This is a genomic window from Pedobacter sp. AC464 (assembly GCF_979253075.1).
Window position 1 is genome coordinate 1,066,414 of sequence record NZ_CEEDBV010000001.1, and the last position, 14,555, is coordinate 1,080,968.

Consider the following 14,555-nt stretch of genomic DNA (forward strand, 5'->3'; position numbering starts at 1 on the left):
GTAAGCCGAATTTCAACATAAAAAAAAACGCTCCTGAAAAAAGGAGCGTTTGAATGCTTTGTTAAGAAAAATATGGTTTTTTAGTGGCAATTGATTTAATATTCGTCTGATAACGCAAATATTGGTTTCCTGTTCATCCACTGTCCACCGGTAAAATCAGGGAAATCGACGGTTCCATTACCCATTTCGATGGATTGCTCGCTCAAAGGCGTGATTGCACTCCAAGCCGCCGCGTCGTAAACGTCCAAAGGCGTAGGTTCATCACGCTTTGCGGCCTCAATAAATGCATGGATTACGAAAAAATCCATACCACCATGTCCGGCACCCTGTGCATCATCACCAAATTTTTTCCAAAGTGGATGATCATATTTGTCGAGCCATTGCTTCGCGTCATCCCAGGTATGCGGTTTGCTCACGCCTTCAACATAAATGCCTTTATTTACATCCATCCATAAGCCCTTAGTTCCTTGAAATCTAAAGCCCAAAGAGTACGGCCTCGGCGAATTGGTATCGTGTTGTAAAATGATTGTTTCGCCGTTAGCGCAGCCGATGGTTGTGGTTACGATATCACCGAGCTTAAAATTAACTTTAGCATTGGCGTGTGCCGCACCACCTTTTTCTACAATGTATTTGTGTAAACCAAGGGCTTTGGTAGAGAAAGAATTCAGCTTAACAAAGCGATTACCACGATTTATGTTAATGCATTGCGCCACGGGCCCGATGCCATGGGTTGGATACAAATCTCCATTGCGATAAACGGAATGATTCGTTCTCCACTTCGCTTCCGAAAAACCTTTTTCGCCAAACTCTACACCATGCCCATAAGGATTAATGCCATCGTTAAACTTTACCTCCCGTAAATCGTGTTGGTAACCACCTTGAAAATGCAGCATTTCTCCGAAAACACCCTGACGAACCATATTTAGCGCCGCCATCACATCTCTGCGATAGCAAACGTTTTCGAGCATCATTACATGGGCATTATGTTGCTCTGCGGCATGTACAATATCCCAATGATCCTGTAAGTTTATGCCTAAAATTACTTCGGTGCCGACGTATTTGATGCCTGCATTTATTGCACCTAATATCATTGGCTTATGCAACTCCCAGGGTGTAGCGATTACAATAGCTTTGATTCCCTTCAGTTCGAGCATTTTTTTCCATGCATCATTGGTGCCGGTAAAAATTTTCGGCATTGGCTTTCCGCTTTTGGCGATAATGGCTTTACTCATTTCGAGCATTCGGCTATCCACATCACAGATGGCAACTAAATTTACATCCTTTCTTTTTAAGAGCAAATCAAGATGATTCTGACCACGCAGGCCAACACCAATCATTACAACATTAATTTTTTCGTTAGATTCTGAAGCGAATAACGCTTTATCCGGTACAACCGCAAAAGCAGCTGTTGTTAATCCGGCATCTCTTAAAAAGTCTCTTCTGTTCATAAATAGTTTTAGAAATTGATTTAATAAAGTGGTCTTATCTTGCCGAAAGTATAGATATTAAAGCTTCAATTGAAAAAAATGAGGCAAAAAAAACAACGCAAACGTTTGATTAATTTTGTATTATTACATCACTAACAAATTTTATATAGTTTAGCAACTTAAATGCAATCGAAACCAACAACCATAAAGGAGATAGCCAAACTTTTAAACCTTTCGCCGTCCAGCGTATCCAGAGGTTTACACGACCATCCGAGCATAGGTGTTGTTACCCGTGAACGTATAAAAGAGCTCGCTAAATCATTAAATTACGAGCCTAATAATGCTGCAATTCTTTTTCAGAAGGGGAAAACATATACTATAGGCGTAATTTTACCCGAATTATCTGAGCACTTCTTTTCCGTTGCAATCTCCGCTATTGAAGATGAAGCTTTAAAGAAAAATTACACGGTAATCTTTGCCCAGTCTCATGATGATTTTGCGAAAGAAGTTCGCTTGGTTGATAAAATGAAATACCAGCGGGTAGATGGCCTTTTGGTTTCTATAACTAAAGATACGTCTAACTTCGACCATTTCGAAAAATTGAAAGCCCTGAACATACCGGTCGTTTTTTTTGATAGAATTCCACCCTCTAAGAATGTGCATTCAGTGGCTTGTTCGCTTGAAAGCGCTACCATTAAAGCGGTTAATTTCCTGTTAAAGAAAGGTCACAGAAGTATTGGATTGATAAATGGCCCAACTACGCTTTTTGCGAGTGGTGAACGAAAAGATGGTTATATGCATGCCATTAACTTCAACCGGTTAAAGTTCGATCCATCGCTGGTAATAAACTGCGACCTAACTGAAGAAGGTACCATAGATGCTGCTAATCAGTTAATTAATCATAAAAGAAAGCCCACTGCAATTGTTGCTTTTAATGATTATATCGCCCTTTTCTTAATCAGATACCTTAAAAAACTCGGCCTTTCTGAAACGATAGATATCGTTAGTTATGCAAATCTGCCTATCATGGCTTACCTGGATTATTCGCCAATTGCATCAGTTGAGCAAAATCCTTATCTGCAAGGGCAGAAAGCCGCTAATATTTTGCTGGATTTAATTAACAGCCCTACAACCGAAACGCAAGCTTATTATAACACAATTGTAGAGTCAGATTTGGTGATTAACAATAAGTAACTGCGGCACAATCAAACGTTTGCGTGGAGAAACTTGGTTTTTTTTGGGCTTTCAGGTTAAATCTTGTACATTTTTTTTTAAAAATCACCCGTAAAGTGCTGTGCGTTTTATCACCGACAAGAAAGGTAACTCCGCAAACCGTTTTTCACAGCTAAATGATGAAAAGCCTTTTCCATCCTTATTTTATTCAGAGCTAATATAATCAAACCGTTAAGGGCTTTAAATCGAACCCTGTTGAGTCGTGTTTTTTAAAGCGAATTACAGCCTCTTGGCATAAGTTCAAACGCAAAAAGGTCTTGACGTTAATCAAGACCTTTTCGTTCATACTCGCGAAATATTATTTTCCAGAGTTTTTCTTGTCAGTTACTTCTGCACGGATTTCTTGTGCTAAAACTTTAAGATCTTGCATTGCTTTACGCACACGAGTACCAGCAGCTGCATTGCCAGCGTTATAAAATTTTTCTACATCTGCTTCAATAGCAGCAACAGCAGCTTTAACTTTTGAGAATTTTTCCATCGCTAATTGATGTTTTTAAGGTTTAAAAAATTTATTTTTTCAATAATACATATTTACCTTGAATTAACAAGAGAAAGCAAATTTTAATTTGAAAGAAGTTTTGCACATTTATAAAGTGCTAACATGCCCTTAGAACTATTTAAAAGTATTTTTTAGTTTCCTTGCTAACAGATCCTCTGATTATTGAAGCTGTTCTGCCAGGCGAATCAGATTATCGAAGGTGCGATTTGCACTGGTTACGCAGAGCGCATAATCCTCCTCTTTAACCGTTTCATTCAATACACTGAGAAATGTTTTCCATTTTGCGCCCAATTGCTCACCATAAACGCCGTAATAGTTCAGTCCGGCTTCATGTCGCTCAAAATTCGGGTTAGAAAGCAAGTGCTTTTTTATAACGTTACCACCAAGTGTAGCGCCCTCCAGTACATAAAATGCACCTAATACTGCTGCATTGTTTTTCTCAGGAATGAAAAGCTCGAAATCTAAAGCCGGCAAGGTGAGCGGGTCGATGTTCCAATAGGTCAGATCGCGTTCCAGTGAAGTGAGTTTAAGCCGCGAGTTCATTTCCAGCTTATTTGCAATGTTTGCGTCTAAACTATTCGCGAGCGTATTTTCTAATGTTTGATGAACAATGTAGTTAACGGTGAGCAGTGTTTTATATTCCTCAACGCTGAGCGAACGGTTCATAATTTCGTTTACGAACATCATTGCTTCAAGCGCCTTATGCCTACCAGCAGTTTCGGTTCTTAATAAATTGGAAATCATACAGGAGATAATTTTAAAAAACAAAAGATCCGAATTAGTACTCGAATCTTTGCAAAAATGTACTATTAATTTAACCTTAGGTGCTGATTAAACCAAAAATCGTGTACGGAGTGTACACACTTTACAAGCTTGTCGTAACCATCGGGTTTTGTTAAATAGGCATTTGCACCGAACTCAATTGAAGCTTTTACGTCTTCAGGATTATCTGAGGTTGAAAAAAGAATAACCGGGATGGATTTAAGATAGGGAATATCTTTAATAAACTTTAAAAGGTCTAAGCCTGATAAACCCGGCAAGTTTAAATCAAGCAAAATTAACTTTGGTTTTATTTTGCTGTCGGCAAAGTTTTGCAGTCTTGCAAGCGCTTCCACCCCATCTTCAACAATGGTTAAATTTAAAGTTTCCTTAACTTCCTGAATGGCACTTTGCATAAAAAATGCATAGTCCACATCATCCTCTACATAAAATATATCCGGCGTTTTCATTTTAATTATTCTTAAAAGCTACATAAAAAGTAGAACCAACATTAAGTTTGCTTTCAAACCAAACTCTTCCATTATGCTTTTCAACTACCCGTTTTACAATAGCAAGCCCTACTCCTGTTCCCTCAATGTCTTTAACGTTATCCATCCGCTTAAAAAGCTCAAAAACTCTGTCGTAATAACGGTTATCAATTCCTATACCATTATCTTTAACAGCGTAAATAGTTTCATTACCATCTATATACGCAGAAACCTCAATCTTGGGTTTATCAACCATCAGCGAATATTTTACAGCATTGCCAAGTAAATTTGTAAATACCTGGGCAATCATCGTTTTATCTCCTTTTATATCTGGCAATTGCCCTAAAATAAGTTCGGCTTTGTCTGCTTTAAAAGCCGACCATACCTCAAGGCTCACCTCCTGAACGAGGGCTTGCATTTCGACGGTCTCAAAATTGATTTCAGAGCGGCCAACCCGGGCGAGGTTGAGAATTTCTTTTATCAAAAAATTCATCTTATCTGCGCCTGTTAAAATCCTGCCTAACATTTTTCTTCCGTTTTCGTCGATGCTTTTATTCTTGAGCATCAACTCGGCATACGTTTTTATTGAGGTTAAAGGCGTTCGTAAATCATGAGATATGGTGTAACTAAAGGTATCAAGCTCCTCGTAAGCAGATTGAAGCTTTTCATTTAACAACCTTATCTCATTGGCCTTTTTGTTCAAATCTGTAATGATTATCTCCCGGATACGCAGCACGGATGAAATCTCCTCCTGAAGCCACTTTTCAGATGTATTATTTACGACCTGAGCCCAGGTTTCGAAAGATTTTCTGGGCGACAAACTCAGCAATCCGTTTTCTGACGGTGTTACTGGTTTTTCAGGATTACCAGCCCAGTTAACAGTTTCTATTTGCTCAGGTTTAAACCAGATAATCATTTCATTAAGTTCTTTACTTAATGAACAGGATAAAATCCCTGAAGCAACATTCTTATAGTTTTTCGCCGGATGAAATATTTCGGATAACCTGTGTGTATAATAAACGGATTCATCGGTACTTGATTTCAACCATTCGGCCAACTCCAAAATATCTGCGCTGTCGGGTACTTCGCCAATTGTTTTTAATTCGTTTTCAAAAATGAGCGCAACACCGGTTGCTTTTGTAACATTTAATATTGTTCGTTTATGGCCCGTTAACGCAACCGTTAAATACTTGTCGCGGTTTAACTGGTCTGAAAGTATATTTGCGGTCTCTTTAAATTGTTGCACAATTTCAGAATCTTCCTCACCCTGGCGATATTCAAGTGCTGAAGAAAGAATTTGCCCGATTAATTTAGAACCTTCGCGGGCCTTGTAATCTATAAATTTCGGACTGTAGTTGTGGCAGGCAATCAGCCCCCACAATTCGCCATGCGAAATCAGGGAAATACTAAAGCTGGATTGTACGCCCATATTTTTCAGGTATTGAATATGTATCGGCGAAACGGCTCGCAAACTGCTGTTTGTTAAATCCAGTGGATGCTCATCCTTAAAGGTTATAATTTCGGCATCCAGTGTGTTAACGTTTGCAATTAGCCTGGTCAAATTGAGTTTATAAAGTTCTCTGGCTTGTTTTGGAATATCAGAAGCCGGATAGTGCAATCCAAAAAATGGCTCCAGCTTTTCTTCTTTTTCTTCCGCAACAACTTCGCCATGGCCATCATCGAGGAACTTGTAGATCATTACGCGGTCGTAACCGATTAGTTGTTTCACCTCGGTAGCTGCACGCTTTAGCAATGCAGAAACGCTTTTTCCCTGCAACATAGCAGAAGCCGAACGCCCGATAGAGCTTTGTAAATCGTATTGTAAGGTTACTGGCTCGAACTCCAAGAGCCAGTCATGCGAAGAAGATGTTATTACTAAATAGAACGGACGATCGTTAATTTCCAGGGGATGAGGAGCAATTGCATCGAAGCTTTTTCTTATGATGCCAAGTTTTAACAAATCCTCTACACTAAAATGTGGGTCTTGTTGTTTAATAAATTTATCGATGATGTTTAATGGCATCTCCAACAAATCTTTTGGCGGGCAATTGAGAAAGGCCTGCGCATTCTCGCTGATGTAAGAAATTTTGCCTGTTGATTTATCGACAGCAATTAAAAAACCATGAGATTGTACTTTTCCGGGAATGTGGATAGGTTCTTTATCACAATTCGTTAGATCTACAGAGAATTTATTCATAAATAATTGTTGCTACAAAAATATTAGAAATTTCCAATTATCAAATATGTAATTCATTTAAGAAAAATTCTATTTTAGTAATTTCGGTTTTGCTGTTTACTTTTTATTATATATTTGTTAAAATTTTAATGTTATCCCGTTGGCGAAAAAAAATATTTTGGTTGTTGAAGATAACCATGCAATTTTAGATGTTATTACACTTATTCTGGAAAGTGAAGCCTTTAATGTTACTGGTTTAAATAAAGGTGCTGATTTTATAACTCATGTTCAGGATTTTAAGCCCCATGTTATTATAATGGATATTATGCTTCCTGATATAGATGGACGCGTTTTATTGAAGGAGTTGAAGAATGATGCCACAACGAACCACATTCCAGTGTTGATGATATCGGCCAGGTATAATTCTACAAATTACATACTGGATGACATTCCTGCAGATGACTTTATGGCAAAGCCCTTCAATATAGATGAGTTGATGGATAAAATCTATTCGCTGTTGAAGCAATCTGCAATTTAATCGGGCATACCCGGAAGTTTGATACCACCATTCTTTAAGTTTTGCATTAATTCCTTTTGGAAAACTAGCTTGGTATCCATAAAGCCATGCGCCTTTACCCAAACGTTCAGGCTCACTTTGAAGCCGCTATCGTCTAAAACAGATACACCTATTCTACGCTCAGGTGTTTTTAAACAGTTTTTAAATTCGTCGACCGTTTTGTTAAAAATTGCTTCGACCTTGTCGTAATCTATGCCGTAACTAAACTTAATTTCGATATCCAACCTGCGGCTGCCCTTTTTACTTATGTTGAGAATAACCTCATTAGATAGCTTCGAATTCGGAATCACCACCGTCCTGTTATCGAAAGTTGTAATGATGGTATAAAATATTTCAATTGAGGTAACAATGCCTTCCTGCCCTTGTGCAACAACATTATCGCCGACTACAAATGGCTTTAACAATAAAATTAGCACGCCGCTGGCGAAGTTTTGAAGTGTACCAGATAAGGCGAGTCCGGCGGCTACTCCAATTCCCCCAATTAATACGGTGAGAAATGTAAGCTCTATGCCGATAATTTGCATTACCGTTAGAACCAGCAATATTCTAAGCGTGATTACAGTAAGGCTGGCTAAGAACGGCCTGAGCGAGGGATTTACATCTTTGCGGTGCATCCCGTTTGCAAGCCATTTCCCTAACAACTTTATTAGCCACAGCCCAATAAAAAGCAGAACAATACCTAATATAACCGACGGTCCTTTTAATATTAACCAATCATACACTTTATCATAAAATCGATCAATAGTACTTGCATCTAATTTCATAAAACGGGTAACAGCAGATATTTTTATGGTTTTTTATGTTTTACTGATGAATCTTTGTTAACACTAACTTTCTTAGCGTCTTTTGCGGAGGTGGTATTTTCATCAGCACCTTTTGCTTTTGACGTTTTCGGTGCAGTAGCCTTGCTACGCTCTGCCGAAGTTTTAGAACCTTTCATAATTATTAATTTTCTATTAACCAAGCTTTAGCCTCTTCAAGCTCTTCTGGCTTAAATCCTTTAGAGGTGCCCGGTGTGGCAACTGTAAATACATCCGTAAACCACTCCACTCCCCTCTCGGCAGTTACTACCGCTATTTTTTTCCATTTTGTAAAATTCTGCAAACCTGCTTTCGCATCTTGTACCCAGGCACCGGCAGTAAACTGTTTTACATCGGTTTCTAAAACCAATAAATATCGTATTTCATCGAACTTTTCCGCAGTTCTTTTAAGTCCGGGTAGCAAAACATTTTTAATGTCCTCACTATCAACTTCGCCTGTTGCCCTTACTCCAAATACGTTATCCGGTAATCCTGTAATCTCTGTCAACATAATTTTATTGTTTGTAGATAGTAGAACACCCTTTTAGTTGAAGATGTTTGAAAATTGGCAAAATTCTAAGAAGTTGTAAGTGAGCTAAAACAGTTATCTGCCTGACAGCGTTATAGAATCATCATTTAATTAAAATAAAAATTAACCTTATGAAAAACACTTATCCAATCCTTACTGCCCTGGCGATATCGGCCACACTAGCCATGTCTGCCTGCAACAGTGAGCAAAAAAATAAATCGCAAAGCGATTCTTCTGTAAAAGACTCGATCGCATCCGCATCATTAAAACCTGCCGGACCAGCACCTGAATGGGGCAAAAGTATAAAACCCGAAATGCAGACTGTAATTGAAAAGCTGGTGAGCTACGGAGATAAGCCAATTGAAACATTAGATGCAACCTCGGCCCGCAGAAACCACACGCCAACAGATGCTGTTATGGATGTTGCGAAGTTAAATAATATTGCTATTCCGGCTGCAAAAGTAGATACAACCGGAAACGACATCCCAGTTTCAGGCGGAAAAATCCATGTAAGAATATACACGCCGAAAGAAGGAAAAGGTCCGTTTCCATTGATTGTTTATTACCATGGCGGCGGCTTTGTAATTGCAGATCTCGATGTTTATAATGCATCGGCACAAGGGTTAGCGGAACAGGTTGGTGCGATTGTAGTTTCTGTTGCCTATCGCCTTGCACCGGAGCATAAATTTCCGGTTGCACACAATGACGCTTTTGCAGCCTATGAATGGGCGGTTAAAAATGCCGCATCTTTAAAAGCAGATCCTGCAAAAATTGCCGTAGTTGGCGAGAGCGCCGGCGGAAATTTAGCCGCGAATGTTTCAATAATGGCAAGAGACAAACATATAATGGTTCCGGTGCATCAGGTTTTGGTATACCCAATTGCTCAGGCAAATATGAATACCGAATCTTATAAAATGTACGCGGATGCAAAACCACTGAATAAAGCAATGATGAGCTGGTTTACTGAAAAGTATTTAACCACAATGATTGAAGCACAGAATCCGAAAATATCATTGGTTAATGCAAACCTGAAAGGATTGCCAACAACAACGATAATTACCGCAGAAATTGACCCTCTGCATGATGATGGTGTTATGCTGGCAAACAAACTTTCTGATGCTGGCGTTAAGGTAAACAGCAGAAACTATGAGGGTGTTACGCATGAGTTTTTTGGAATGGCACTCGTTGTACCAGAAGCTAAAGCTGCTCAGGCTTATGCTGCAGAACAATTAAAGGCCGCATTTAAATAATTATAAAGCGCAAAAAAAAGGGAACCAATTATGGTTCCCTTTTTTGTTGTGTAATTATTAAGCTCCTTTCTTAGAACCCAAACTCTGCATAAGTTGATCGTATAAGTCATCACTAGTGGCTTTCTGCGGCTTGATTTTCTTCACCGTTGCCCGTTTACCTTTGGCTTTTGCTTTAATTATTTTAAGTAGCTCATCACTGTAATCATCCTTAAAAGCACTCAAATCGAATTTTGAACTATACTGCTTTATTAGCGCAAGGCCAACATCCATTTCTTTCTTTGTAATCGAAATATCTTCAACTTTAGTAATTTCAGACAAATCTCTAATTTCCTGTTGAAAGCGTATTTTTGTAACAACGATAACGGCATCCATGGGATGAATTACGCAAAGGTTTTCAGTGTTTCGAAGTACAAACCTAGCTACACCTGCCTTTCCTGATTTCTCCAAGGCCTTTAACAATAAAGCATAAGCTTTTCTGCCCTGTTTTTCAGGCTCCGTGTAATATGATGTTTCGTAGTATACAGGATTAATTTCCTTGATGTCAACAAAGTTCTCTAGCTCAATGATTTTTGTTTTCTCTGGTGCCGCTTCTTCAAAGTCGTGCTTATCAAGAATTACGTACCTATCTTTTAAGAAATACCCTTTAACAATTTTATCATAGGGAACCTCCTTCTGGCTATTCTCATTAACGCGAAGAAATTTAATTTTCCCGTGGTCGCGTTCGTCAAGCATATCGAGATCCAGGTTGCTATTTTGCACACCAGAAAACAACTTAACAGGGATATTTACCAATCCAAATCCAATGGAACCTTTCCAAATCGACCTCATATTAAAATTTTTTAGAAATTGCCTTATTAACAAGTTTGCAAATGGTATTGTTTGAATTTTGTTGGTTCATAATTTCCCCAATTCCAAACCATTTGTGTGTTTCAATGTTATTTCAATATCTAATCTTTTGAAATAGTATATGAAAATTGCCTACATTTCCACCTATCCACCACGAGAATGTGGTTTAGCAACGTTTAATCAGAATTTGGTTAATGCTTTAGGTTTAAATCCATCCTACGATGCTGATAAAAGTTTCATCGTGGCAATGAACGAATCGGATAATCTTGACGAACACGCCTATCCAAAAGAAGTTAAATTTATTATCCGACAGCAAAACCAACAAGATTATATAGACGCTGCCGACTTTATCAATAAAAGCGATGTTGACACCTGCATAATCGAACATGAGTTTGGTATTTATGGCGGCAACAGTGGTGTATTTCTACTATCATTGATAAATAATTTACAAAAGCCTTTTATAACAATCCTGCATACGGTTTTGAAAGACCCAAGTTTTATGCAGCAAACTATTATCAAAGAGATTTCATTGAAATCGTCTAAAATAGTAGTGATGAGCAAAAAAGCAGTGTTATTTTTAACAAGCATTTACCAGATTCCTCAAAAATCGATTGAGTTAATTGAGCATGGTGTTCCTGATTTGGAACCAATTCCTAATAATGAGGTTGCTAAAAGTGATTTATTTAAACAACGAAAAGTCTTGTTTACCTTTGGGTTGATAAGCAGAAATAAAGGACTGGAAACCGTAATCAAGGCGCTTCCGTCAATTGTTGAGCGTCATCCAGATGTGCTGTATGTTATTTTAGGAAATACTCATCCTGGTGTTGTAAAGCATAATGGAGAGGAGTATCGCGACAGCTTAAAATCTTTAGCCAAAGAACTGGGCGTAGAAAATAACATCGCATTTGTAAACAAATTTGTTTCGGAAGAGGAGTTGCACCAATATTTAACGGCCTGCTATGTTTACATTACGCCATACCTGAACGAGGCGCAAATTACCAGCGGAACGCTTTCTTATGCAGTTGGTGCAGGCGCCGCCGTGGTTTCTACACCTTACTGGCATGCGCAGGAACTCCTTGCAGATAACAGGGGCAAATTGTTTGATTTTAAAGACGATATCCAACTTGCTCAAATCGTTAACACGCTTCTTGATGATGAAAACAAACACCGTGAACTAAAGAACAATGCTTACCAATATGGGCTAAAGTTGCGCTGGCCTGCAATTGGCAATGTTTACCTCAAAGTTTTAAGAAACGCACTAACAGATGGTAAAAAGCCGGGAAGAACGATACCCCCAATCATTGATGTAGACAATATGCCGGCTTTAAACCTGAATCATGTTGCCCTACTTACTGATGATACCGGTATTATTCAACATGCAAAGTTTGGAATACCAAATCTAAAAGAAGGTTATTGCATTGATGACAATGCCAGGGCACTAATTTTATCGCTGTTAGCTTACGATCAGGATAAAAATCAAAAAGCCTTAAAATTGATGCCCGTTTACCTAAGTTTCATTCAATATATGCAACGTGAGGATGGAAATTTCAGAAACTTTTTAAGCTTTAACCGTAGCTATCTTGATGAGGTCGGTTCTGAAGATTCGTTTGGCAGAACAATCTGGTCTTTAGGTTACTTAATCTGCACCGGCCCGAATAACTCTTACAGAGAATTTGGTAAGGAATTATTCTCGAACTCGGTGCCGCATTTCAAAGACTTGAAATACCTTCGTGCTATTGCAAACACAATTATTGGTATATCATACTATCTCTGTGCTCACCCTGGTGATGAACTTTTAGTAAAAGAAATCAACAGACTGGCGAAAACCTTGACCGAATCGTACAAACAACACAAAGATGGAGAATGGACCTGGTTTGAAGACATCCTGACCTATGACAATGCAATTTTGCCACTAGCCTTGCTCAGTCACTATGAGGCAACCAACAATAAAGAATCTTTTAATATAGCAATGGAAAGCATCGCGTTTTTAAATAGCTTTTCATTTGAGAATGGATATTTAAATCCGGTTGGAAATGATGGCTGGATGAAGAAACATGGCAAGAACCCGGTTTACGACCAGCAGGCACTGGAGACCATGGCAATGGTTTTAATGTATTCGAAAGCATTCGAAGTTACAAAAGACGATAAATACTTAAGTTTAATGCAATTAAGCTACGAATGGTTTTTAGGGAAAAACAGTTTGCACATTCCACTCTATGATTTTGAAACGCATGGTTGTGCAGATGGTTTACAGTTTAACAGTGTGAACAGAAACCAGGGCGCTGAAAGCACACTTGCCTATTTTATCTCACATCTTACTGTTTTAAAGGCTGCTGAAATTGAATTTCAGACTTTATCATCTCCACTAGTGGATGAAGAGAAATGTATTTGAGCCGCTGAAAGTTAAACAATAAAAAAAGGCTGACAAATTTGTCAGCCTTTTTTTTTGAACTTAGTTGTTACCACTATTTTCGAGGAGCTTATTTAATAAAAGCTCCAGGTTTACTGTCGCGAACGTTGAACTGTAATCTGACAAACCGTATGGAATTATCAGCTCTCCATTGCTAATTATTGAACCGCACGAATAAACAACATTGGGTACATAGCCTTCGCGTTCATCATTATTAGGGATAATTAATGGCTCTTTTAAGTGACCAATTTCCTTACTTGGATCATCCAAATCAAGTAAACTAACCCCAATGCAGTATCTTCTCATCGGGCCAACCCCATGCGTGATTACAATCCAGCCTTTCTCTGTTTCTATCGGCGAACCACAGTTTCCAATCTGCACTAAATCCCAATCGAACCTGGGCTGTTTTAACAAAATTGGATTCTCCCAAACATTAACTTTATCAGAAAACATCAGGTAATTGTTCCAGCCGTCAATTCTGCTCATCATTACGTACTTGCCATTAATTTTACGGGGAAACAGCGCCAAATTTTTATTTTGGGCCCCGTCACCATAGAGCGGAATCACTTTAAATTCATAGAAATCTTCAGTTTTTACCAGTTTAGGAATAATCAGAGAGCCATCGAAAGCAGTGTATGTTGCATAATAAACAATTCCACCATCATCCTTAATAAATTTCACAAAGCGTGCATCTTCGATACCTTTACGTTCAAATTCCGAGATTGGAAAAATTACGCGGTCTGAAATGTCGGTATCTTTCGAAAAGGTAATGGTATGGTAGGTATCAGACAACCAAAGCACCTTGTCATATTCCATTAACCGCTGTGGATTATCTTTATGTAGCGTCTTGGAATCTTTGATTATGTTACTTAAACTTGTGTATTCGAACTTTTCATCAAGTTTAGTTTCCATTTCTTCCAGAACCGAAACGTCTATTTGTGCGTAGGCTGCTTTTTTCAAAAACATCTTTTTTACATAAATAGCGTTTTTTACAACCTCAGCCTCATCAACATAATTTCCTACAGGTAAAACCTGAATATTATTCTTCGCATCGATAAGGGCACGCCTAAAAACAATTGATGAAATATGGCCTTCGCCCACGGCCCTAAAACTGATGATAACACGCTTTTCGCCTTCCACCAAATCTTTCTGATCGGGATCTTCAATTATGCTTGGATTAAAAAACGCCGCTGATTCTATAGAGTACTCGTGGGTGAAGTAAGCACCAATCAGTAGCTTTGTGTAAGGATGTAAATCTTCCGGTTCTACGTTAAGTTCAATAAACTGCTTTTTTAGCTTTTTGCAGTGGCGGTTAAAAATTTTTGTTATGTTTCGGTGCCTTTTGGAATACTCCTGAAGTATAGGTGATATTATCGAAAAGACCTTTTCATCCGAAAACTCAAGCACTTTCTTTATCACCTGAAGTGCTCTTTCATCACCATTAAAGAAGAACCGGGCGATAACTCTCTTGGTATCCGGATTTACTTTTACGGGTTTTCGTTCTATGTATAATCTCATTTCGTATTTTTTTGTGTGTTGTGAAATTAAATATCCTCGGGAT

Annotated in this window: 14 protein-coding genes; 4 read left to right on the forward strand and 10 right to left on the reverse strand. The window is 38.4% G+C overall.

The window, feature by feature from the left end:
* Nucleotides 1–95: 95 nt before the first annotated feature.
* Nucleotides 96–1,448, reverse strand: coding sequence for a Gfo/Idh/MocA family protein (locus AC0IWT_RS04610; RefSeq protein ID WP_471796183.1), 1,353 nt, complete (start codon nucleotides 1,446–1,448; stop codon nucleotides 96–98).
* A 162-nt stretch (nucleotides 1,449–1,610) separates the two neighbouring features.
* Between AC0IWT_RS04610 and AC0IWT_RS04615 the strand changes: the two genes are divergently transcribed.
* Nucleotides 1,611–2,621: a LacI family DNA-binding transcriptional regulator gene (locus AC0IWT_RS04615; protein WP_056872324.1), complete on the forward strand. Its 1,011-nt coding sequence runs from the start codon at nucleotides 1,611–1,613 to the stop codon at nucleotides 2,619–2,621.
* Nucleotides 2,622–2,958: 337 nt separating this feature from the next.
* Here AC0IWT_RS04615 and AC0IWT_RS04620 read toward each other — a convergent pair whose 3' ends face one another.
* From AC0IWT_RS04620 to AC0IWT_RS04635, 4 genes are all read right to left on the reverse strand, one after another.
* Nucleotides 2,959–3,138, reverse strand: coding sequence for a hypothetical protein (locus AC0IWT_RS04620; RefSeq protein ID WP_010602585.1), 180 nt, complete (start codon nucleotides 3,136–3,138; stop codon nucleotides 2,959–2,961).
* Nucleotides 3,139–3,318: 180 nt separating this feature from the next.
* A complete protein-coding gene (locus AC0IWT_RS04625; protein ID WP_471796184.1) occupies nucleotides 3,319–3,903 on the reverse strand; it encodes a biliverdin-producing heme oxygenase in 585 nt (194 codons plus the stop codon).
* A gap of 65 nt (nucleotides 3,904–3,968) precedes the next feature.
* Nucleotides 3,969–4,388: a response regulator gene (locus tag AC0IWT_RS04630; protein WP_471796185.1), complete on the reverse strand. Its 420-nt coding sequence runs from the start codon at nucleotides 4,386–4,388 to the stop codon at nucleotides 3,969–3,971.
* Nucleotide 4,389: 1 nt separating this feature from the next.
* Complete coding sequence (locus AC0IWT_RS04635; RefSeq protein WP_471796186.1) at nucleotides 4,390–6,603, reverse strand: ATP-binding protein; 2,214 nt, start codon at nucleotides 6,601–6,603, stop codon at nucleotides 4,390–4,392.
* A gap of 139 nt (nucleotides 6,604–6,742) precedes the next feature.
* On the opposite strand from AC0IWT_RS04635, the gene AC0IWT_RS04640 reads away from it, so the two are divergent.
* Nucleotides 6,743–7,120, forward strand: coding sequence for a response regulator transcription factor (locus tag AC0IWT_RS04640; protein ID WP_471796187.1), 378 nt, complete (start codon nucleotides 6,743–6,745; stop codon nucleotides 7,118–7,120).
* Here the strand turns inward: AC0IWT_RS04640 and AC0IWT_RS04645 are convergent.
* From AC0IWT_RS04645 to AC0IWT_RS04655, 3 genes are read right to left on the reverse strand one after another with little or no spacing between them, the layout of a single operon-like run.
* Nucleotides 7,117–7,923, reverse strand: a complete 807-nt coding sequence (locus tag AC0IWT_RS04645) for a mechanosensitive ion channel family protein (RefSeq protein WP_471796188.1) — start codon at nucleotides 7,921–7,923, stop codon at nucleotides 7,117–7,119. The two genes, AC0IWT_RS04640 and AC0IWT_RS04645, sit on opposite strands and share 4 nt — an antisense overlap.
* A 23-nt stretch (nucleotides 7,924–7,946) precedes the next feature.
* Entirely contained in the window at nucleotides 7,947–8,099 is a 153-nt protein-coding gene (locus tag AC0IWT_RS04650; protein WP_157274980.1) for a hypothetical protein, read from the reverse strand.
* Between the two features lie 5 nt (nucleotides 8,100–8,104).
* Complete coding sequence (locus AC0IWT_RS04655; RefSeq protein WP_471796189.1) at nucleotides 8,105–8,470, reverse strand: SpoIIAA family protein; 366 nt, start codon at nucleotides 8,468–8,470, stop codon at nucleotides 8,105–8,107.
* 149 nt (nucleotides 8,471–8,619) lie between these two features.
* Between AC0IWT_RS04655 and AC0IWT_RS04660 the strand changes: the two genes are divergently transcribed.
* Complete coding sequence (locus tag AC0IWT_RS04660) at nucleotides 8,620–9,738, forward strand: alpha/beta hydrolase (protein WP_471796190.1); 1,119 nt, start codon at nucleotides 8,620–8,622, stop codon at nucleotides 9,736–9,738.
* A gap of 57 nt (nucleotides 9,739–9,795) precedes the next feature.
* Here AC0IWT_RS04660 and ku read toward each other — a convergent pair whose 3' ends face one another.
* Nucleotides 9,796–10,566 carry a non-homologous end joining protein Ku gene (gene ku, locus AC0IWT_RS04665; protein WP_471796191.1) on the reverse strand — a complete coding sequence of 257 codons (771 nt, stop codon included), beginning with the start codon at nucleotides 10,564–10,566 and terminating at the stop codon, nucleotides 9,796–9,798.
* A 139-nt stretch (nucleotides 10,567–10,705) separates the two neighbouring features.
* Between ku and AC0IWT_RS04670 the strand changes: the two genes are divergently transcribed.
* Nucleotides 10,706–12,976, forward strand: coding sequence for a glycosyltransferase family 4 protein (locus tag AC0IWT_RS04670; RefSeq protein WP_471796192.1), 2,271 nt, complete (start codon nucleotides 10,706–10,708; stop codon nucleotides 12,974–12,976).
* Nucleotides 12,977–13,036: 60 nt separating this feature from the next.
* Here AC0IWT_RS04670 and AC0IWT_RS04675 read toward each other — a convergent pair whose 3' ends face one another.
* The gene (locus AC0IWT_RS04675) at nucleotides 13,037–14,512 is read right to left on the reverse strand and encodes a glycoside hydrolase family 130 protein (protein ID WP_056872333.1); all 1,476 of its coding nucleotides are present in this window, start codon (nucleotides 14,510–14,512) and stop codon (nucleotides 13,037–13,039) included.
* Between the last annotated feature and the right edge of the window lie 43 nt (nucleotides 14,513–14,555).

Excerpts from the sequence above, each read along its gene's own strand:
- AC0IWT_RS04675 (WP_056872333.1), bottom strand. The coding sequence starts at position 14,512 with ATGAGATTATACATAGAACGAAAACCCGTAAAAGTAAATCCGGATACC.
- AC0IWT_RS04655 (WP_471796189.1), bottom strand. The coding sequence starts at position 8,470 with ATGTTGACAGAGATTACAGGATTACCGGATAACGTATTTGGAGTAAGG.
- AC0IWT_RS04615 (WP_056872324.1), top strand. The coding sequence starts at position 1,611 with ATGCAATCGAAACCAACAACCATAAAGGAGATAGCCAAACTTTTAAAC.
- AC0IWT_RS04660 (WP_471796190.1), top strand. The coding sequence starts at position 8,620 with ATGAAAAACACTTATCCAATCCTTACTGCCCTGGCGATATCGGCCACA.
- AC0IWT_RS04635 (WP_471796186.1), bottom strand. The coding sequence starts at position 6,603 with ATGAATAAATTCTCTGTAGATCTAACGAATTGTGATAAAGAACCTATC.
- AC0IWT_RS04650 (WP_157274980.1), bottom strand. The coding sequence starts at position 8,099 with ATGAAAGGTTCTAAAACTTCGGCAGAGCGTAGCAAGGCTACTGCACCG.
- ku (WP_471796191.1), bottom strand. The coding sequence starts at position 10,566 with ATGAGGTCGATTTGGAAAGGTTCCATTGGATTTGGATTGGTAAATATC.
- AC0IWT_RS04670 (WP_471796192.1), top strand. The coding sequence starts at position 10,706 with ATGAAAATTGCCTACATTTCCACCTATCCACCACGAGAATGTGGTTTA.
- AC0IWT_RS04625 (WP_471796184.1), bottom strand. The coding sequence starts at position 3,903 with ATGATTTCCAATTTATTAAGAACCGAAACTGCTGGTAGGCATAAGGCG.
- AC0IWT_RS04645 (WP_471796188.1), bottom strand. The coding sequence starts at position 7,923 with ATGAAATTAGATGCAAGTACTATTGATCGATTTTATGATAAAGTGTAT.
- AC0IWT_RS04610 (WP_471796183.1), bottom strand. The coding sequence starts at position 1,448 with ATGAACAGAAGAGACTTTTTAAGAGATGCCGGATTAACAACAGCTGCT.
- AC0IWT_RS04630 (WP_471796185.1), bottom strand. The coding sequence starts at position 4,388 with ATGAAAACGCCGGATATATTTTATGTAGAGGATGATGTGGACTATGCA.
- AC0IWT_RS04620 (WP_010602585.1), bottom strand. The coding sequence starts at position 3,138 with ATGGAAAAATTCTCAAAAGTTAAAGCTGCTGTTGCTGCTATTGAAGCA.